General features: G+C 72.0%; 15 protein-coding genes. 4 read left to right on the forward strand and 11 right to left on the reverse strand.

Annotation, left to right across the window (positions count from 1 at the left end; genetic code table 11):
• Window positions 1-249: 249 nt before the first annotated feature.
• From O3W51_RS21770 to mraZ, 11 genes are all read right to left on the reverse strand, one after another.
• Window positions 250-1,032 (reverse strand): cell division protein FtsQ/DivIB, encoded by a 783-nt coding sequence (locus O3W51_RS21770; RefSeq protein WP_138356954.1) that lies wholly within the window; start codon window positions 1,030-1,032, stop codon window positions 250-252.
• A 92-nt stretch (window positions 1,033-1,124) separates the two neighbouring features.
• Window positions 1,125-2,219, reverse strand: a complete 1,095-nt coding sequence (murG, locus tag O3W51_RS21775; RefSeq protein WP_138356955.1) for an undecaprenyldiphospho-muramoylpentapeptide beta-N-acetylglucosaminyltransferase — start codon at window positions 2,217-2,219, stop codon at window positions 1,125-1,127.
• Window positions 2,220-2,225: 6 nt separating this feature from the next.
• Window positions 2,226-3,617 carry a putative lipid II flippase FtsW gene (gene ftsW / locus O3W51_RS21780; protein ID WP_138356956.1) on the reverse strand — a complete coding sequence of 464 codons (1,392 nt, stop codon included), beginning with the start codon at window positions 3,615-3,617 and terminating at the stop codon, window positions 2,226-2,228.
• 59 nt (window positions 3,618-3,676) lie between these two features.
• Entirely contained in the window at window positions 3,677-5,104 is a 1,428-nt protein-coding gene (gene murD, locus O3W51_RS21785; RefSeq protein WP_138356967.1) for a UDP-N-acetylmuramoyl-L-alanine--D-glutamate ligase, read from the reverse strand.
• 14 nt (window positions 5,105-5,118) lie between these two features.
• Entirely contained in the window at window positions 5,119-6,183 is a 1,065-nt protein-coding gene (mraY, locus tag O3W51_RS21790) for a phospho-N-acetylmuramoyl-pentapeptide-transferase (protein WP_138356957.1), read from the reverse strand.
• Window positions 6,180-7,592 carry a UDP-N-acetylmuramoyl-tripeptide--D-alanyl-D-alanine ligase gene (locus tag O3W51_RS21795; RefSeq protein WP_138356958.1) on the reverse strand — a complete coding sequence of 471 codons (1,413 nt, stop codon included), beginning with the start codon at window positions 7,590-7,592 and terminating at the stop codon, window positions 6,180-6,182. The genes mraY and O3W51_RS21795 overlap by 4 nt, the downstream gene beginning before the upstream one ends.
• Window positions 7,589-9,235 carry a UDP-N-acetylmuramoyl-L-alanyl-D-glutamate--2,6-diaminopimelate ligase gene (locus O3W51_RS21800; RefSeq protein ID WP_138356959.1) on the reverse strand — a complete coding sequence of 549 codons (1,647 nt, stop codon included), beginning with the start codon at window positions 9,233-9,235 and terminating at the stop codon, window positions 7,589-7,591. Before O3W51_RS21800 ends, O3W51_RS21795 begins: the two co-directional genes overlap by 4 nt.
• On the reverse strand, window positions 9,232-11,250 hold the full coding sequence (locus tag O3W51_RS21805) for a peptidoglycan D,D-transpeptidase FtsI family protein (protein ID WP_198357161.1): 2,019 nt from the start codon (window positions 11,248-11,250) through the stop codon (window positions 9,232-9,234). The genes O3W51_RS21800 and O3W51_RS21805 overlap by 4 nt, the downstream gene beginning before the upstream one ends.
• Before the next feature lie 50 nt (window positions 11,251-11,300).
• A complete protein-coding gene (locus O3W51_RS21810; RefSeq protein ID WP_198357160.1) occupies window positions 11,301-11,777 on the reverse strand; it encodes an FtsB family cell division protein in 477 nt (158 codons plus the stop codon).
• Window positions 11,774-12,703, reverse strand: a complete 930-nt coding sequence (gene rsmH, locus O3W51_RS21815; RefSeq protein WP_187145283.1) for a 16S rRNA (cytosine(1402)-N(4))-methyltransferase RsmH — start codon at window positions 12,701-12,703, stop codon at window positions 11,774-11,776. Before rsmH ends, O3W51_RS21810 begins: the two co-directional genes overlap by 4 nt.
• Window positions 12,704-12,998: 295 nt before the next feature.
• Window positions 12,999-13,430 carry a division/cell wall cluster transcriptional repressor MraZ gene (mraZ, locus tag O3W51_RS21820; protein WP_138356148.1) on the reverse strand — a complete coding sequence of 144 codons (432 nt, stop codon included), beginning with the start codon at window positions 13,428-13,430 and terminating at the stop codon, window positions 12,999-13,001.
• Window positions 13,431-13,728: 298 nt separating this feature from the next.
• Here mraZ and O3W51_RS21825 point away from each other — a divergent pair, with 298 nt between their 5' ends.
• The 4 genes from O3W51_RS21825 (at window position 13,729) to O3W51_RS21840 (ending at window position 19,282) form a co-directional block, all read left to right on the forward strand.
• Complete coding sequence (locus O3W51_RS21825; protein WP_138356149.1) at window positions 13,729-14,280, forward strand: beta-class carbonic anhydrase; 552 nt, start codon at window positions 13,729-13,731, stop codon at window positions 14,278-14,280.
• Window positions 14,281-14,427: 147 nt separating this feature from the next.
• Complete coding sequence (locus O3W51_RS21830) at window positions 14,428-15,474, forward strand: AAA family ATPase (protein WP_244809135.1); 1,047 nt, start codon at window positions 14,428-14,430, stop codon at window positions 15,472-15,474.
• A complete protein-coding gene (locus O3W51_RS21835) occupies window positions 15,474-16,880 on the forward strand; it encodes a DUF58 domain-containing protein (RefSeq protein WP_269287183.1) in 1,407 nt (468 codons plus the stop codon). Before O3W51_RS21830 ends, O3W51_RS21835 begins: the two co-directional genes overlap by 1 nt.
• Window positions 16,877-19,282: a transglutaminase family protein gene (locus O3W51_RS21840; RefSeq protein ID WP_269287185.1), complete on the forward strand. Its 2,406-nt coding sequence runs from the start codon at window positions 16,877-16,879 to the stop codon at window positions 19,280-19,282. Before O3W51_RS21835 ends, O3W51_RS21840 begins: the two co-directional genes overlap by 4 nt.
• Window positions 19,283-19,360: the final 78 nt, after the last annotated feature.

Below are 19,360 nucleotides of genomic sequence, written 5' to 3' on the forward strand. Positions count from 1 at the left end.
GTCGAAGGCCTCTCGCCTCGAGTTACGTATGCCTGTGGGACGGTCGGTACGTTCGCCGGTGCTGCCCCGAACCCTAACGCTGAGGTTTAGGGTTACCAGTATGCCTGTCCCATGCGTTCCTTGGGACAGGACACTAAGTCGACAAGCGGTGTGCGTTCAACGAACACGCCGAACCTCCCGTTTTTCTTTTGACCCTATGTGATCACGGCCCGGTCGGGCGAACCAGGGGGCGAACCGGGATACTCGGCGTCAACTTCCCGATGCCGCAGGGGCGCTGGGAGCACTTACATCGAATCTGTTCGCGTTTTTCGCCGCCTTCATCAGAGCGATCAGCACCGACGCCTTCTGCTCACCCTCTTCGGAGCTCCCCCACACCACCGTCCGGCCGCCGGAGAGTTCGACGGTGACGCTGTCATAGGACCGCATCCTGATGACACGGGCATCCTTGCGGACGGAATCGGGGAGACTCGCGGAGACTTCGACGGCCGCCCGCAGCAGGCTCTTTGTTCCGAAGTGGAGAAGGCTCGGAGACTGATCCGGAGTCAATTCCACGAGGGGCGCACCGGCCGGCGCGGTGACGACGGTGGCGAAACGTACGCCTTCCGCGTCCACTTCGATGAACTTTTCGCCGCTCTTGAGTACCGCGGACGGCGTTCTCTCGGTCACTTTCAGGCCGATGCCGTGCGGCCAGTCCCGTTCGACGGTCACCTCGGCGATCCGCGGCAGGGCGGCGAGCAGCCGGTGTTCGACGGCGCCGGTGTCGACCGAGGCGAGCGGTCCCCCGAGCGGTACGGCCGCGGCGGCGCGCACCTCGTCGGCGGTGAGCACCTTGGTGCCGCTGACCGTGACGTGCTGCGCCCGCAGCCAGGACGAGCCGTAGACCAGCCATGTCCCGGCGGCGGCCAGCACGGTGACGAGGACGAGCAGGATCAGCACGGCGCGGCGCGCGCGCTTGCGGCGGGCGGGCGTGCGACGCGGGGGGGCGGTCGGCTCCGCCTTCCCGCCGCGTTCCGCGGTGGTCGGTCCGGCCATGCATTCGCCCCTTCCTGCGCCCTGGCCGCCCCCGGAACGTGACCGGGGGCCGCCCCTGGGCGGGCTTGCTGTCCAAGCCCGCCGGGGGGCTCCTATCCTGCCCGGCGGGCGGCGATCGCCTCGTACACCATGCCGACCAGCAGGTCGTCGGCGTCGGGGCGGCCGAACTCGGCGGCGTGCCGGGACATCTCGTACAACCGGTGCGGATCGGTCAGCACCGGGAGGACGTTGCCGACGACCCAGTCCGGGGTCACCTCGGCGTCGTCCACCAGCAGCCCGCCGCCCGCCTTGACCAGCGGCTGGGCGTTGAGGCGCTGTTCGCCGTTGCCGATCGGCAGCGGGACGTAGGCGGCCGGCAGGCCGACCGCGGACAGCTCGGCGACGGTCATCGCGCCGGCCCGGCAGAGCATCATGTCGGCGGCCGCGTAGGCGAGATCCATCCGGTCGATGTACGGAACCGGGCGGTAGGGCGGCATTCCGGGCATGTTGTCGGGGACCGGGAGTTCGTTCTTCGGACCGACCGCGTGCAGGATCTGGACGCCGGACTGCTGCAGTCGCGGGGCGACCGTGGCGATCACCTCGTTCAGCCGGCGGGCGCCCTGGGAGCCGCCGGAGACCAGCAGCGTCGGCAGGTTCTGGTCGAGTCCGAAATAGGCCCGTGCCTCGGCGCGCACGGCGGCCCGGTCGAGGGTGGCGATCGTCCGGCGCAGCGGGATGCCGATGTAACGGGCGTTGCGCAGCTTGCTGTCCGGGCTGCTGACGGCGACGCCGTGGGCGTAGCGCGAGCCGATCTTGTTGGCGAGGCCCGGGCGGGCGTTGGCCTCGTGGACGACGATCGGCACACCGAGCCGCTTGGCGGCGAGATAGCCGGGCAGCGCGACGTAGCCGCCGAACCCGACGACCACATCGGCCTTGGTGCGTTCCAGGATCTGCTCCGCGGCCTTGATGGTGCCGCGCAGCCGTCCGGGGACGGTGATCAGTTCGGGCGTGGGGCGGCGTGGCAGCGGAACGGCCGGGATCAGCGCCAGTTCATAACCGCGCTCCGGGACGAGCCTGGTCTCCAGGCCCTTCTCCGTGCCGAGCGCTGTGATTCCTACGGTCGGGTCCTGCCTGCGCAGGGCATCGGCGAGCGCGAGCGCAGGCTCGATGTGGCCGGCGGTCCCCCCACCGGCGAGTACGACATGCACCGAAATTCACCGCTTCCCGGACGGCCGTCCTTTGACGAACCGTCTCATCGTCCGTGACATCACCCCGGGTCCGCGCACGGCCAGTGCCGCTCGCGCCCCGGGCTCACTCCTAGCGAAGGAGATGAGCAACCCGATCGCGAACATCGTCGGCAGGAGGGCCGAACCTCCGTAGGAGAACAGCGGAAGCGGGACTCCGGCGATCGGCAGCAGGCCGAGCACCGCACCAATGTTGATCACGGCCTGAGCCGTGATCCAGGTTGTCACGCCACCCGCTGCGAACCTGACGAAGGGGTCCTCCGTACGACCGGCCACGCGGATACCCGCATAGCCTAGGGCCGCGAAGAGGGCGAGAACCGACAGCGTCCCCGCGAGACCCAGTTCCTCCCCGGTGACGGCGAAGATGAAGTCGGTGTGCGGCTCGGGCAGTTCGCCCCATTTTTCCATACTCGCGCCCAGTCCGGAACCGAACCAGCCACCGGATGCGAGGGCGTAGATCCCGTGCACGGCCTGCCAGCACTGGTCGTTGGTGCCCGGATCGCTGGCGGCGATGCAGCCGAGCCGTGACATCCGGTTGGGGCTGGTCTTGATGGCCAGGAACGCGAGGAAGGCGGCGCCGGAAAGTACTCCCACGAACAACCGGGTGGGGGCGCCGGCCAGCCAGAGCAGGCCGAAGAGAATCGCGGTGAGGATGACCGTGGTGCCCATGTCGCCGCCGAGCATGATCAGGCCGAGCACCATGAATGTCACGGGCACCAGGGGCACCAGCAGGTGCTTCCACTGGATCAGCAGGTTCTTGTCGCTCTTGCGGGCCAGCAGGTCGGCGCCCCACAGGACGAGTGCGAGCTTGCCGAATTCGCTGGGCTGCAGCTGGAAAGGCCCGCCGAGAGAGATCCAGTTGGTATTGCCGTGGACCGTTTCCCCTATTCCCGGCACCTGGACCAGGCACATCAGGAAAACGGCGCCGAGCAGCAGCGGATACGCCAGCGCGCGGTGCAGCTTGACGGGCATACGCGCGGCGGAGATCAGCAGCACGGTGCCGATGGCGGCGGCCAGCAACTGCTTGCGGAAGTAGTACGTGGACGGGTAGCCGTAGCGCAGCGCCTGGATCATCGACGCGGAGTAGACCATCACCAGCCCGAGAACGGTGATGAGCAGGCTTCCGCCGAGGATCAGGTAATACGCGGTGAGCGGCCGGTCCCAGGCCGCCTGGAGGCGGTCGTGGAGCCTGCGTGCGCCCCCCAGGGGGCCGGACCGCCGGGTCCTGGCCTCCTTGCGTGCCGGGGCGGGTACGGCGGGCCTGGCGGGGCCCGCAGCGACGCGCTTGGCGGGCAGCACGCGGGCCGCCCCTTCGCGGGAACGGCGTTCCACGCCGCGGGCGGCGGAACGGTCTGCCGTCATGCGTCCCCTCCAGTGGTACAGCGCCGGGGGTCTACGACTTGGGGAGCGGGGACGCCCGGCTACTTGTCGTGCCCCGCGCTCTCGGGTACCAGGGCCCGCACGGCCTCGGCGAATGCCTCGCCACGCTTGCCGTAGTTGGTGAACATGTCCATGGAGGCGCAGGCCGGTGCCAGCAGAACCGTGTCACCGGGCCGGGAGAGCTCCCTCGCCGCCTCCACCGCCGCGGCCATCGCCCCAGTGTCGGTCCGTTCCAGGTCGGTGACCGGGACCTCAGGGGCGTGTCGCGCGAGCGCTTCGCGGATCAGCGCGCGGTCGGCGCCCATCAGCACCGCGCCGCGCAGCCGCGGGGCGGACCTGATGACCAACTCGTCGAACGTGGCGCCCTTGGCGAGGCCGCCGGCGATCCACACGATGGACTCGTAGGCGGCCAGCGAGGCCTCGGCGGCGTGCGTGTTGGTGGCTTTGGAGTCGTCCACGTAGGCGACCTCGTCGACGGTCTCCACGAGGGCGATGCGGTGGGCGTCGGGCCGGAAGGCGCGCAGCCCGTCGCGTACGGCGGCCGGTTCGACGCCGAAGGCGCGGGCCAGCGCCGCGGCGGCCAGCGCGTTGGCGATGTTGTGCGGGGCGGGCGGCTGGACGTCGGAGACTTCCGCGAGCTCCTGGGCGTTCTTGTGCCGTCCCTCGACGAAGGCGCGGTCGAGCAGGATGCCGTCCACCACGCCGAACTGGGAGGGACCGGGGCTGCCGAGGGTGAAGCCGATCGCGCGGGCACCCTCCTCGACGTCGGCCTCGCGGACCAGTGCCTCGGTCGCCGGGTCCGCGGTGTTGTAGACGCAGGCGACCTGGTTGCCCTCGTAGATCCGGCCCTTGTCGGCGGCGTACGCCTCCATGGAGCCGTGCCAGTCCAGGTGGTCCGGCGCGAGGTTGAGGACGGCCGCGGAGTGCGGCCGGACACTGGGCGCCCAGTGCAGCTGGTAGCTCGAGAGCTCGACGGCCAGGACGTCGTACTTCTCCTCGCCGAGCACGGCGTCCAGGACCGAGACGCCGATGTTGCCGACGGCGGCGGTCCGCAGGCCGGCGGCCTTGAGGATGGAGGCGAGCATCTGGACGGTGGTGGTCTTGCCGTTGGTGCCGGTGACCGCCAGCCACGGCGCGGCACTCTCGTCCCGCAGTCGCCAGGCCAGCTCCACGTCGCCCCACACCTCGACACCGGCCGCCTCGGCGGCCGCGAAGAGCGGGCTCGTGGGCTTCCAGCCCGGTGCGGTGACGACGAGCCCGGTGCCTTCGGGGAGGGTGTCGCCGTCGCCCAGGCGCACGGTGACGCCCAGCTCCCGCAGCCCCTCGGCCTCGGTCCGCTCCCGCTCGCCGTCGCCGCTGTTCACGACGGTGACGACGGCGCCCAGGGCGTGCAGTGCCCGTGCGGCCGGGACGCCGGAGACGCCCAGGCCCGCGACGGTGACGCGGACGCCCGCCAGTTCGGTCGCCACCGGGTGCGGCGCTGTCACGAGGCGGCCACCCAGCCGGCGTAGAACAGTCCGAGGCCGATGGCCATGCACATGCCCTGGATGATCCAGAAGCGGACCACGACCAGGACTTCGCTCCAGCCCTTGAGTTCGAAGTGGTGCTGGAGTGGCGCCATCCGGAAGACCCGCTTGCCGGTGAGCCGGAAGGAGCCGACCTGGATGACGACGGAGAGCGTGATGAGGACGAACAGGCCGCCGAGGATCGCGAGCAGCATCTCGGTGCGCGAGCAGATCGCCAGACCGGCGAGCGCGCCGCCGAGGGCCAGCGAGCCGGTGTCGCCCATGAAGATCTTGGCCGGTGAGGTGTTCCACCACAGGAAGCCGAAGCACGCGCCCATCAGGGCCGCGGCGACGACCGCCAGGTCGAGTGGGTCCCTGACCTCGTAACAGGCGCCGTTGGCACTGAGCGGGGCGCCGCACCACTGGCCGTACTGCCAGACGCCGATGACGGTGTAGGCGGCGAAGACCATCACGGACGCACCGGTGGCCAGACCGTCGAGGCCGTCGGTGAGGTTCACGCCGTTGGACATCGCCAGGATCATGAACAGCGCCCAGATGACGAAGATCACCGGGCCGATGGTCCAGCCGAAGTCCTGGGTGAAGGACAGCTTGGTGGAGGCCGGGGTCTGGCCGCGCGAGTCCGAGAAGTTCAGCGCCAGGACCGCGAACGCGATGCCGACGATGAGCTGGCCGCCCAGCTTCGCCTTGGCCCGCAGGCCCAGGCTCCGCTGCTTGACGATCTTGATGTAGTCGTCCAGGAACCCGACCAGGCCGAGGCCCGCGGTCAGGAACAGCACCAGCAGACCGGACATGGTCGGCCGCTCGCTGGTGATGACCTTGGTCGCGGCATAGGCGACCAGGGTCGCCAGGATGAACGAGATGCCGCCCATCGTCGGAGTGCCGCGCTTGCTGTGGTGCGCCTTCGGACCGTCGTCACGGATCATCTGCCCGTAACCCTTGCGGGCCAGCAGCCGGATCAGCAGCGGGGTGCCGATCAGCGACAGGAAGAGACCGAGCACACCGGATACGAGAATCTGCTTCATCGCGCGGCGACCTCACCTTCGGTGCCGTCGAGCAGCGCCAGCGCCACGCGCTCCAGTCCGACCGACCTAGATGCCTTCACCAGCACGACGTCCCCCGGGCGCAATTCGCTGCGCAGCAGGTCGATCGCCGTCTCCGCGTCGGACACGTGCACCGACTCCTCACCCCACGAACCCTCGTTCTTGGCGCCCATATCCAACCAGGCGGCTTCCAAGCCGCCCACGGCCACGAGCTTGCTGACGTTGAGCCGGACGACCAGTCGCCCGACCGCGTCGTGCTCGGTGAGGGACTCCTCACCGAGTTCGGCCATCTCGCCGAGCACCGCCCACGTACGGCGCCCGCGCCCCATGGCGGCGAGCGCGCGCAGAGCGGCTCTCATGGAGTCGGGGTTCGCGTTGTAGGCGTCGTTGACGACCGTCACGCCGTCGGGCCGCTCGGTGACCTCCATACGCCAGTGCGAAAGGGTTCCCGCGGCGGAGAGCGCGGTGGCGATCTCCTCGACGGGCATGCCCAGTTCACCGGCGACGGCGGCCGCGGCGAGCGCGTTCGACACGTGGTGCTCACCGTACAGGCGCAAGGTCACTTCGGCGCACCCGGTGGGTGTGCGGAGTGTGAAGAGCGCCTGACCTCGGTCGTTGAGCCGGACATTCTCCCCGCGGACCTCGGCGTCGGGCCCTTCGCCGAAGAGCACGACGCGGGCCGAGGTGCGCGAGGACATCGCACGCACCAGCGGGTCGTCGGCGTTGAGGACCGCCACTCCGCCCTGTTCCGCGGCGGGCAGCGACTCGACGAGTTCGCCCTTCGCGATGGCCGTCCGGTCCCGGCCGCCGAACTCGCCGATGTGCGCGGCGCCGACGTTCAGGACCACGCCGATCCGCGGCGGGGTCAGCTCCGTCAGATACCGGATGTGGCCGATGCCGCGGGCGCCCATCTCGAGCACCAGGTGCTGGGTGGACTCCTCGGCGCGCAGCGCGGTGAGCGGCAGCCCGATCTCGTTGTTCAACGAGCCGGGTGTCCACACCGTGGGAGCGTGCCGTTCCAGCAACTGGGCCATCAGGTCCTTGGTGCTGGTCTTGCCGGCCGAACCGGTGAGGGCGACGGTGGTCGCGCCGAGCCGGGCGATGACGGTCCGGGCGAGGGCGCCGAGCGCGGCCACGACGTCGTCGACGACGATCGCGGGCACGCCGACGGGGCGGGAGGCGAGTACCGCCACCGCTCCGTCCTTCACGGCGCCCACCGCGTAGTCGTGGCCGTCCACGCGCTCGCCGGCGAAGGCGGCGAACAGCGCGCCGGGCACCACCTCACGGGAGTCGATGACCACGGGGCCCGTCACGCGCGTCCCTGGTTCCGGTATGTCGTGCATGCTCCCGCCGACCGCGTCAGCGACCTCGGCGAGGGTGAGTGGGATCACAGCTGTTCCTGGTCCTTCTCGATGGCGGCGCGCAGTACTTCCCGGTCGTCGAAGGGGCGTACCACTCCGGCGATGTCCTGGCCCTGTTCATGGCCCTTGCCCGCGACCAGCACGATGTCGCCGGGCTCGGCCCGGGCTACCGCGATGGCGATGGCGGCGGCCCGGTCGGGCTCGACGATGACGTGCCCGCGTTCGTGGGCGGGTACTTCGGCTGCTCCGTTCAGCATCGCGGCGAGGATCGCGAGCGGGTCCTCGGAGCGCGGGTTGTCGGACGTCAGTACGGCGGTGTCCGCGAGCCGCGCGCAGGCGGCGCCCATCGGGCCGCGCTTGTGCTGGTCGCGGTCGCCGCCGCAGCCGAGCACGGCGTGGATCCGGCCCTCGGTGGTCTTGCGCAGGGCGCGCAGCACGGACTCGACGGCGTCGGTCTTGTGGGCGTAGTCCACGACCGCGAGATACGGCTGGCCCGCGTCGACACCTTCCAGCCGGCCGGGCACCCCGGGGACGGCTGCGACGCCGTCCGCGGCGGTCTGCGGGTCCATGCCGGCGATGACCAGCGCGGTGATCGCGGCGAGGGTGTTGGCGACGTTGAACGGGCCGGGCAGCGGGGCGGCGGCCCGTGCCGTCTCGCCCTTGGGCCCGGTCACGGTGAAGGTGCTGCCCAGCGGGCCGGTCTCGACGTCCGTGGCACGCCAGTCGGCGTCCAGGTCCCCCTCGGCGGAGAACGTGGTGATGGGGACCCCGGCCTCGGCGACGAGCCGGCGGCCGTACGCGTCGTCCAGGTTGACGACGCCGACCCGGCTGCGCTGCGGCGTGAACAGCCGCGCCTTCGCCTGGAAGTAGTCCTCCATGTCCGTGTGGAATTCCATGTGCTCGGGACTGAGGTTGTTGAAGACCGCCACGTCGAAGACGGCGCCGTCCACCCGGCCGAGCACCAGCGCGTGGCTGGAGACCTCCATGACGACCGACCGGACGCCCCGCTCGTGCATGACGGCGAAGAGCGCCTGGAGGTCGGTGGCCTCGGGGGTGGTGCGCTCGCTCTTGATCCGCTCGTCGCCGATCCGCGACTCGACGGTGCCGATGAGACCGGTGGCCTTGCCGTGCACGGCCCGCAGACCGCCCTCGACGAGATAGGCGGTGGTGGTCTTGCCCGACGTTCCGGTGATGCCGATCTGCAGCAGGTCCTCGCCCGGTTCGTCGTAGATCCAGGCGGCCAGCGCGCCCATCCGGGCACGCGGGTCGTCCACGGTCAGGACCGGCAGACCGGTGGCCGCGGCACGCTCGGTGCCCGCTGGATCGGTGAGGATCGCGACGGCGCCCAGGTCCGCCGCCTGGACGGCGAAGTCGGCGCCGTGGAAGCGGGCGCCCGGCAGTGCCGCGTAGACGTCGCCGGGGCGGACCGCCCGGGAGTCGTGGGTGATGCCAGTGGCGGGGGCGCCGTCCGCGGGCGGCTCCGCACCGAGCCGCGCGGCCAGCTCCGCCAGCGCTTTGGGACGGACTGCGGACGGGCGGGGCGCGCCCGGCTGCTTGAGGGGGGACTGATCAGCTTTTGGCACGGCGGTGAGGTTACCGGGCTGGCCCCGGTCGGGGCCAAAAGACCCCCGGTCCCGGCCGGGGCGGTCGCCGTCGGATGTGATCGTTGTCACCTCTTCGATGGGTCGAACTCGACGGGCAGGTGCGGCGCCTCCGCGCCCGAGGGCGCGGCCTGCAGGGATTTGAGGGCGAATTCCATGACCTGCTTGAAGACCGGGCCGCAGATCTGCCCGCCGAAGTAGCTGCCGCTGGTCGGGTTCTGGATCACGCAGGAGACGGTGACACGCGGGTTGTCGGCGGGCGCGAAGCCCAGGAACGAGGCCGTGTACCCCTTGTACCGGCCGGTGACCGGGTCCACCCGGTTGGCCGTGCCGGTCTTGCCCGCGACCCGGTATCCGGCGATCTGCGCCTTGTTTCCGGTGCCCTGTTCGTCGCCGACCACGGACTCCAGCATGGTCGCCAGCGTCTTGGCGGTCTTCTCGCTGACCACCCGGGACGTCTTGGGCGCCTCGGACGGTACGAAGCGGCCGTCGGGACCGGTGATGCCGCGGATCAGGCTGGGCTCCACGCGGACGCCGCCGTTGGCGACCGTCGAGTAGACCGACGTGGCCTGCAGCGCGTTGAGCGACAGGCCCTGGCCGAACGGGATCGTGTACTGCTGGGAGGCGTTCCAGTTCTGCGGCTTGGCCAGGATCCCGCGGGTCTCGCCGGGGAAGCCGAGCCCGGTGGGATCGCCGATCCCGAACTTCTTCAGATACGAGTACAGCACCGCGTTCGCCTGCGCCTGGGTCCTGCCGAGCTGGCCGGTCGCCAGGATCGTGCCGATGTTGCTGGACTTGGCGAGCACCCCGTTGAGGGTCAGCGACCAGGTGCCGTGGTCGATGTCGTCGTGGAAGATCCGGTCGGCGCGCGGCAGGGTGCCGGGGACCGTGACGTGGGTCTCCGGGGTCGCGACGCCCTGGTCCAGGACCGCGGCCATCGACATCAGCTTGCTGACGCTGCCGGGCTCGTAGGCGTCCTGGACGGCCGCGTTGCCCAGCGCGTTGGCGCTGGCGTGGGTGAGGTCGTTCGGGTCGTAGCCGGGGGCGTTGGCCATCGCGAGGATCTCGCCGGTGCGGGTGTCCTGGACGATGACGTAGCCGCGGTCCGCCCGGGATTTCTGCACCTGCGCGGTGATGGCGCTCTGCGCCGCCCACTGGATGTCGCGGTCGATGGTCAGCTGCACGTCCGAGCCGGGCACGGCGGGGTGCTCCTGGACTCCGGCGGTCGGCACCTGGCGGCCGCTGGACTGGGCGTAGCGGATCTTCCCGGCCTCGCCCGCGAGCTCCTGGTCGAGCATCGCCTCGAGACCGCCGCCGCCGGCGCCCTCGCCGTTGACGAAGCCGATCACTCCGGCCGCGAGGTCGCCGCCGGGGTAGATCCGCTTGGTGTGCGGATCACTGAAGATGCCGGCCAGTACACTGCCGCCGCCGCCCTTGGTCTTCGCGGCCTTGTCGTTCAGCGCCCGCTTGAGGTCCTTGATCTGGTTCCAGACCTGCGGGGACTGCTGCCTGGCGATGACCTGGTAGCGGGAGTTCGGGGTGGCGAGCTTCTTCGCGATGGTCCTGGCGTCGCCGCCGACGATCGGCGCGAGGAGCTCGGCCGCCTGCGCGGGCGCGTCCGCGGTCTTCGTCTGGGCGGAGGTGAACAGGAACGGGTCCGCGGTGATGTCGTACGCGTCGACGGTCGTCGCCAGGTCGGTGCCCGACCGGTCGGTGATGGTCCCCCGGTCGGCGGCGACGGTGTGCGAGACCCAGCGGTTGACGGCGGCCTTGGCCGCGTACGCGGGCGCGTCGACGGCCTGCACCTGCAGCAGCCGGACGACGAACGCGAGCATCACCAGCGTCAGCGCGACGCTGACGAGCCGCAGCCGGGGCCTGGGGCGGCCCAGCCGCAGCGGGGCCGGGGGGCGTGGCGGGCGCGGGCGGCGGGCGGCGGGCCGGCGGACGTCGCCCGGGGCGGGACGGCCCGGTCTCCTGGCGTCCTGCGACCGCTGCGAGCCCTGTCCGGCCGCTCCCGGCGCCCCGGCCTTCCGCGGCCCGCCGGGGCCCGGCAGCCGCCCGCGCTGCGGGCGCCTCGGCTCACTCATGCGCACCGTCCCCCGGAGCGGTGCGCAGGATGCGGGGACTGGTCACGAGGTCACCTGCCGGTGGTCTGGGACGTCTGGGAGCCGTGGGGGGTCGGCGAGGGCGCGCCGCCGGACGGCTTCGTGGCGGGGGTGCCGTTCGTGGCGGGGGCGTTCGTGGTGGGGGCCGTGCTGGACGGCGCCTGGGTGCGGACGGGTGCCGCGGTCGGCGCGGCCTCGGCCTCGGTGGGGTCGCCGCGCACGGTGCCGTCCGGGTTCAGGAAGGCGGGGTTGCCGCCGGGCACCATGCCCAGCTCGCGGGCGCGGCGGTCGAGCGCGTCGGGCGCCTTGTACCGGTCCACGTCCTGCTGGAGCGCCTGCTCCTCGTCGGTGTACGTGGTGGTGTCCTTCTGCAGCCGGTTGAGCTCGAAGGAGTCCTGGTTGACGGCCCCGTTCAGCAGGAGCAGCGAGATGAGGCCGCCGGCCAGCAGCGCCACCACCAGCAGGACGAAGGGCGCGCGGGCCGCCGTGGCCGACCGGGCCGCCCTCACAGCGCCTCCTCGCGGATCCGTTCCGCGCCCCGCAGCCGGGCCGGGGTGGCGCGCTTGTTCTCCGCGATCTCCTCCTCGGTCGGCAGTTCCGCGCCGCGGGTGAGCAGCTTCAGCCGGGGCTGGTACTGCTCGGGCACCACGGGCAGGCCGGGCGGGGCGGTGTTGGCCGCGCCCGCCGCGAACGCCTGCTTGACGATGCGGTCCTCCAGCGACTGGTACGACAGCACGGCGATCCGGCCGCCGACCGCGAGGGCGCCGATCGCCGCGGGGATCGCGCCCTCGACCGCGGCGAGCTCGGCGTTGACCTCGATGCGCAGCGCCTGGAAGGTGCGCTTGGCGGGGTTGCCGCCGGTGCGCTTGGCCGCCTGCGGGAGCACCTCGCGGATGAGGTCGACCAGCCGCGCGCTGTTGGTGAACGGTTCCTTCACACGCTGTTTGACGACCGCGTCGACGATCTTGCGGGCGTACTTCTCCTCGCCGTAGGTGCGCAGGATCCGCACCAGGTCGCCCGGCGGGTAGGTGTTGAGCACCTCGGCGGCGCTGATGCCGGTCGTCTGGTCCATCCGCATGTCGAGCGGGGCGTCCTGCGCGTAGGCGAAGCCGCGGTCCGCCTCGTCCAGCTGCATGGAGGAGACGCCGAGATCGAACAGCACGCCCTGGACCTTGGGGATGCCGAGCCGGGCGAGGACGTCCGCCAGCTCGTCGTAGACCGCGTGCACCAGCGTGGCCCGGTCGCCGAACGGCGCCAGCCGCTCGGCGGAGAGCTTGAGCGCGGCGGGGTCGCGGTCGATGGCGACCAGCCGGGCCGACGGGAACGTGGTCAGCAGCGCCTCGCTGTGGCCGCCGAGCCCCAGCGTCGCGTCCACGACCACGGCGCCCGGTGCGGCCAGCGCGGGAGCCAGCAGGTCCAGGCAGCGGCGCAGCATCACGGGCACATGCTTCGCGGGGGTGGCCTCGGCGGACTCGCTGGACCCGGTGGGCTCGGTGGTGGCGGGGTCCTCGGGGGCGCCATGCGGCTCGGACTGCGGGGCGGGGACGGCGCTCATGGGGCCCTTCTCGGTTCTTCGACTTCTTCGACTGCTTCGACATATGGCCTGGTCCCCGCCCGCTCGGGAGGGAAGTGGCCCTCTGGCGCCGGGGAAGTAGTGCCAGTGGAGCCGGAGAGCGGGAGGAGGCCGAGCCATACGTACACCGTGGTGACGCTGCGAGTAGGGGCCGGGGTCACAGTAATCCGGTCGGAACCTCCTCGGACAGGGCCGAAAAGGTGTCTTCCTGCGCCGCCAGGTAGCGGTCCCAGGCCTGGGCGGACCACACCTCGACCCGGGTGTTGGCGCCGATGACCGCACAGTCGCGGTCCAGCCCGGCGTACTCCCGCAGCGGCTGCGGGACGGTGATCCGTCCCTGCTTGTCGGGCACCTCGTCGGTGGCTCCGGCGAACAGCACCCGCATGTAGTCCCTTGCGGGCTTGGACGTCAGGGGCGCCCGGCGCAGTTCCTCGGTGACGGCCTGGAATCCGCGCAGCGGCCATACGTACAGGCAGCGCTCCTGACCCTTGGTGATCACCAGGCCCTGGGCGAGCTGCTCCCGGAACTTCGCGGGCAGGACGAGGCGGCTCTTGTCGTCGAGTCGCGGCGCGTACGTTCCGAGGAACACCCACACCTCCCGCAGCCGGGCCCGCCGGGGCCCTGTCGGTAACCGGACGGGATCCCCGTCGGGAAACCGGGACCCCTGTCGAGAACGGGAGCTGCCCCTACCTGCGGCGGGGAGACCCCATTTCGCGCCACTTTACTCCACTAAGCCCCACGGTCAACGCAATCAACGGCCCGCGCGCCTCACCCCCAGGGGCGAGGGGCACGACGCCTGTGGGTTACCTCACACAGCGGCCAATTGACCGACTTTTTCCCGCCCCTGCAGCAGGTGGGACGGGTCCGCGCCCTCTAACGTCAGTCACATGTCGATATCCGCAGCGCAGCCATCCGGACCCGGCTCCGAGCCCGCCTCCGAATCCGCCTCCGTCATCGACCGGCTCGTGGGCGCCAACGAGCGCTACGCCGTCGCCTTCCACGACCCCGGCATGGATGCCCGGCCGGTCCTGGGCGTCGCCGTCGTCGCGTGCATGGACGCCCGCCTCGACCTGCACGCCGCACTGGGCCTCGACCTGGGCGACTGCCACACCATCCGCAACGCGGGCGGTGTCGTCACCGATGACACCATCCGCTCGCTGACCATCAGCCAGCGGGCTCTCGGCACCCGTTCGGTGGTCCTCATCCACCACACGGGCTGCGGCCTGCAGAGCATCACCGAGGACTTCAGGACCGAGCTGGAGCACGAGGTCGGCCAGCGTCCGACCTGGTCGGTCGAGGCGTTCACCGACATCGACCAGGACGTACGCCAGTCGATGGCGCGGGTGCGTACGTCCCCGTTCCTGGCGCACACGGACGATGTACGCGGTTTTGTGTTCGACGTCCACACCGGTCTGATGCGGGAAATCACGGCCAAGTAACGGCAGGCGAGTGACGCGGGGCGCTGTTCAAGGGAACAATGCAACGTGCGGCACCCCCTCGCCCGTCAGGGCGCGTGGTGCACCGCATTCGGGGAGGGGCCGGTCCGTGGTTGGCCGCGCCCCAATGAACAGGCCGAGGAGAACCGGGTGACGACCTATGACGCGCGAGCCAGCCTCAGCGATCTGACCACGACGGCGGAGCGGGTGCGCCGGTCCGTGGAGAACGTGATCGAGGGCAAGCCCGAGGTCGTACGGCTTTCGCTGACCGTGATGCTGGCAGAGGGGCACCTCCTGATCGAGGATGTGCCGGGGGTCGGGAAGACGATGCTGGCCAAGGCGCTCGCGCGGTCCATCGACTGCTCGGTGCGGCGTATCCAGTTCACGCCCGACCTGCTGCCCTCCGACATCACCGGAGTGAGCGTCTTCGACCAGCAGCGGCGGGACTTCGAGTTCAAGCCGGGGGCGATCTTCGCGCAGATCGTGGTCGGGGACGAGATCAACCGGGCCTCGCCGAAGACCCAGTCGGCGCTGCTGGAGTCGATGGAGGAGCGGCAGGTCACCGTCGACGGCACCACGTACGAGCTGCCCAACCCGTTCATGGTCATCGCCACCCAGAACCCGGTGGAGATGGAGGGCACCTATCCGCTGCCCGAGGCGCAGCGCGACCGCTTCATGGCCCGGGTGTCGATCGGCTACCCGAGCCCGGAGGCCGAACTGCAGATGCTCGACGTGCACGGCGGTACGCCGCCGCTGGACGATCTGCAGCCGGTGGCGCACGCCCACGAGATCGTGAAGCTGATCGAAGCGGTGCGGACGGTGCATGTGTCGGACCCCGTGCGGCGCTACGCCGTCGCCCTGGTCGGTGCCACCCGGCACCACCCGGACCTGCGGCTCGGCGCCTCGCCGCGCGCGACCCTGCACCTGGTGCGGGCGGCCCGCGCCTCGGCGGCGCTGGACGGCCGGGACTTCGTCCTGCCGGACGACGTGCAGACGCTCGCCCCCGCGGTACTGGCGCACCGGCTGCTGCCGACCGCGCAGGCACAGCTGAACCGGCGGACGCCCGAGCAGGTCGTCGCGGAGATCCTGCAGCGCACACCGGTCCCCGACCCGTCCGCCTCCCCGGCCACGGCGGCGTCCGCAGCGCAATGGCGGCAGGCGCAGAGCGCCCAGCCGCCCGGCGTCCGGGGCTTGTGATGTCCACCGACCCGCAGGCCGCGGGAGGTTTCCGTACGGCGTTGTCGGGGCTGACCACGCGCGGACGGTCCTTCTTCGCGGCCGGGGTCGCGGCGGCCATCTGCGCGTATGTGCTGGGGCAGCCGGACCTGCTGCGGGTCGGGCTGCTGCTGGCGGTGCTGCCGCTGGTCTGCGTCGCGGTCCTGTACCGCACGCGCTACCGGGTGGCGGGCAGCCGGCGGCTCGCGCCGTCGCGGGTGCCCGCGATGTCCGAGGCGCGGGTGCACCTGCGGGTCGACAACGTCTCGCGCATCCCCACCGGACTGCTGATGCTGCAGGACCGGGTGCCGTACGTGCTCGGGCCGCGGCCGCGCTTCGTGCTGGACCGGGTGGAGCCGGGCGGCCACCGCGAGGTGTCCTACCGGGTCCGCTCCGATCTGCGCGGGCGCTATCCGCTGGGGCCGCTGCAGTTGCGGCTGACGGACCCCTTCGGCATGTGCGAGCTGACCCGGTCGTTCAGCGCGTTCGACACCCTGACCGTGGTGCCCCGGGTGGAGCCGCTGCCCGCGGTCCGGCTCGCGGGCGAGGCGTCCGGCTACGGCGACAGCCGCACCCGCTCGCTGTCGCTGGCCGGCGAGGACGACGCTATCCCGCGCGGCTACCGGCACGGCGACGATCTGCGGCGGGTGCACTGGCGCTCCACCGCGAAGTACGGCGAGCTGATGGTGCGCCGCGAGGAGCAGCCGCACAAGGCCCGCTGCACCGTGCTGGTGGACACCCGGCGGCTCGCCTTCTACGGCGCCGGACCCGACTCCGCCTTCGAATGGGCGGTGTCCGGAGCGGCCTCGGTCTCGACGCACATGCTGGAGCGCGGCTACTCGGTGCGGCTGCTGACCGACACCGGCAGCAGCGTCCCGGGCCCCGAGGGCGGTTTCGGCGGCGACTCCTCCGACACCGCAGGAGTGCTGCTCGACACCCTCGCGGTGGTCGAGCACTCGGACGGCGGCGGGTTCTCCCGGGCGCACGACGTGCTGCGGGTCGGCAGCGAGGGGCTGCTGGTGGCCTTCCTGGGGGACCTGGACGAGGAGCAGGCGACGATCGTCGGACGGATGCGCCAGCGGGCCGGCGGCGCGGTGGCGTTCGTCCTGGACAGTTCCGCATGGGCGTCACGCGACGCCGTGGACCCGTACCCCGAAGTACCGGCGGCCGGCGGCGGCCCCGCGGCCTCCGGCTCCCCCGGTGGCTCCGGCGTGAACGGCGGCGACGGTCCGGGCACGGCCGCGGACACCGGTGCCCGGCGGGCCGTGCGGATGCTGCGCGAGGCCGGCTGGGCGGTACTGCCGGTGCCGCCGGGCGAGGGACTGCCCTCGCTGTGGCAGCTGGCGGACCGGTACCGCTCGCGTGAAGAGGCGGGAGCGAGCTCATGAGCGGACGCGCACGGCTGACGGTCTGCGCCGCGGTGGCGTCGATCATGGCGGCCTGCTCCCTGCTGCCGCTGGCCACCCCGACCGGCTGGATCCTGCAGGCGGCCTTCCTCGTCACGCTCCAGTCCTGCGTCGGCGCGCTGGCCCGGCGGGTACCGCTGGCCAGGCCGCTGACCGTGCTGGCGCAGGCCCTGGTCAGCCTGCTGATACTGACCATGATGTTCGTCTCGAAGCAGGCGGTCGGCGGCATCCTGCCCGGGTCCAAGGCGTTCGTGGGGCTCGGCGACCGGCTCGGTGACGGACTGCGGGACGTCAGCCAGTTCGCCATCCCCGCCCCGGTGACCCCGGGCATCCGGCTGCTGCTGGTCGCCGGTGTACTGGTGATCGCGCTGGCCGTGGACGCGATGGCGGTGACGTACGGCAGCGCCGCCCCGGCCGGGCTGCCGCTGCTCGCGCTGTACTCCGTCGCCTCCGGTCTGGCCGGCAGCGGCAGCCGCTGGCTGTGGTTCCTGATCGCGGCGGCCGGCTATCTGCTGCTGCTCCTCGCCGAGGGCCGGGACCGGCTGTCGCGCTGGGGCCGGGTCTTCGGCGGCGGTCCGCCGTCCACCGGCTGGGCGGGCGCTTCGGGGACCCGGTCCGAGGGCTCGGTCGTGGCACCGGTCCGCACCGGCCGCCGGATCGGGGCGATGGCCCTGGGCATCGCGCTGATCGCCCCCGCCGTGCTGCCCTCGCTGGGCAGCGGGCTGCTCGACCCGTCGGGCACCGGCACGGGCCCCGGCTTCGGCGGTGCCAACTCCTCGTCGGTCAACCCGGTGGTGGCGCTGCAGGACAGCCTCAACCAGCCGACCAACCGCGAGGTCCTGTCGTATCGCACGAACGCGCCCAGCACGACGGACATGTATCTGCGCATCGTCGCGCTCGACAAGTTCGACGGCACGCAGTGGCGTTCCTCCGAGCGCCCGGTGACCGAGATCCCCGAGGTGTTCCCGGTCCCGGCCGGGCTGGGCCCCGAGGTGAAGTCGACCGAGGTCGTCACCTCGCTCGCCGCCGACGGGAACTACGCGCAGAGCTGGCTGCCGCTCCCCTACCCCGTCGAAAAGCTGAAGGTCGACGGCCGCTGGCGGTTCGACAAGGAGGGGCGCACGGTCGTCGGTGACCGCAAGCAGACGACCAAGGGCGTGAAGTACAAGGTCACCAGCCTGCTGGTGCAGCCGACGGCGGCGCAGCTCGCCACGGCACCCGATCCGGCGGCCACCTTCAAGCAGGAGTACACCCAGGTCCCGGACACCCTGCCGGAGGTGGTCAGCAGGACCGCGCTGGAGGTGACGCGCGGTGCGGCGAACCCTTACGAGCAGGCCGTGGCCCTGCAGAAGTACTTCCACTCCGGGGACTTCCGGTACAGCACGCAGGTCCGCTCGGGCACCGGGGTCGACGCGATCGCCAACTTCCTCCGGGACAAGCAGGGGTTCTGCGTCCACTTCGCCTTCACCATGGCGGCGATGGCCCGCACCCTGCACATCCCGGCCCGCGTCGCGGTCGGCTTCGCGCCGGGCAACGGGCCCCGGTCCGACGGCAGCGTCTCGGTGGGACTCCAGGACGCGCACGCCTGGCCCGAGCTGTACTTCGAGGGCGTCGGCTGGACCCGCTTCGAGCCCACCCCGTCCCGCGGCACCGCCCCCAGCTACACGGTGGACCAGCCGTCGAACCCCGGCGGCGGCCCGGTCGTCCCGGAGCCCGGCAAATCGGCGGCACCGAGCGTAGGCGCCTCGGCCTCGGCGAGCTGCTCGGTCAAGGACAAGGCGCTGGGCGACTGCACCCCGGTCGGCCAGGACACGGGCAGCGGACCGACCGACACCGGGATCAGCGCCGGCCGGCTGGCGGGCATCGCCCTGCTGGCGCTGGTGGTGGTCGGTGCGCCCCTGCTGCCGCTGCTGTGGCGCCGCCGTGAGCGGTCCCGGCGGCTCGGCGTCGGCCACGGCCAGGCGGACGGTGCCAGGACGCTCGCGGCCTGGCGGGAGCTCGTCGACACCGCGTGGGACTACGGGATCCTGCCCGACGACTCCGAGACACCGCGCCGGGCCACCGCCCGGCTGGTGCGGGAGGGCGAGCTCGACGAGGCGGCGGCGCTGGCCGCCGGACAGGTCGCGGCCGCCGTGGAGCAGGTGCTGTACTCGCCCAGGCCGCGGCCGGTGGCCGGGCTGGCGGCGGATGTGCACCAGGTACGGGCCGGGCTGCACCGGACGGCCGGGCGGCGCGGACGGCTGCGCGCGGTTCTCCTGCCACGTTCGGCCGCACGGGTGATCTGGCGGCTGTCGGAGCAGTGGTCGGTGGCGACGCGGCGCTGGTCGGCGGCCGTCCGGCGGGCCGCGGACGCGGTCCGGCGGCCGTCACGGCAGGCGTCCTAGGCGCGGCAGCGCGGGTACCGGGCGTCCGGGCCTACCGGGGCCGGACATGACGAGGGGCGCGGAACCGGTTTCCGGTTC

It is taken from the genome of Streptomyces sp. H39-C1 (assembly GCF_027158125.1).
In the GTDB taxonomy this organism is placed as follows: Bacteria; Actinomycetota; Actinomycetes; order Streptomycetales; family Streptomycetaceae; genus Actinacidiphila; species Actinacidiphila fildesensis.

Excerpts from the sequence above, each read along its gene's own strand:
- ftsW (WP_138356956.1), bottom strand. The coding sequence starts at position 3,617 with ATGACGGCAGACCGTTCCGCCGCCCGCGGCGTGGAACGCCGTTCCCGC.
- O3W51_RS21840 (WP_269287185.1), top strand. The coding sequence starts at position 16,877 with ATGAGCGGACGCGCACGGCTGACGGTCTGCGCCGCGGTGGCGTCGATC.
- rsmH (WP_187145283.1), bottom strand. The coding sequence starts at position 12,703 with ATGCTGCGCCGCTGCCTGGACCTGCTGGCTCCCGCGCTGGCCGCACCG.
- O3W51_RS21770 (WP_138356954.1), bottom strand. The coding sequence starts at position 1,032 with ATGGCCGGACCGACCACCGCGGAACGCGGCGGGAAGGCGGAGCCGACC.
- O3W51_RS21805 (WP_198357161.1), bottom strand. The coding sequence starts at position 11,250 with ATGAGTGAGCCGAGGCGCCCGCAGCGCGGGCGGCTGCCGGGCCCCGGC.
- mraY (WP_138356957.1), bottom strand. The coding sequence starts at position 6,183 with ATGAAGCAGATTCTCGTATCCGGTGTGCTCGGTCTCTTCCTGTCGCTG.
- O3W51_RS21825 (WP_138356149.1), top strand. The coding sequence starts at position 13,729 with ATGTCGATATCCGCAGCGCAGCCATCCGGACCCGGCTCCGAGCCCGCC.
- O3W51_RS21835 (WP_269287183.1), top strand. The coding sequence starts at position 15,474 with ATGTCCACCGACCCGCAGGCCGCGGGAGGTTTCCGTACGGCGTTGTCG.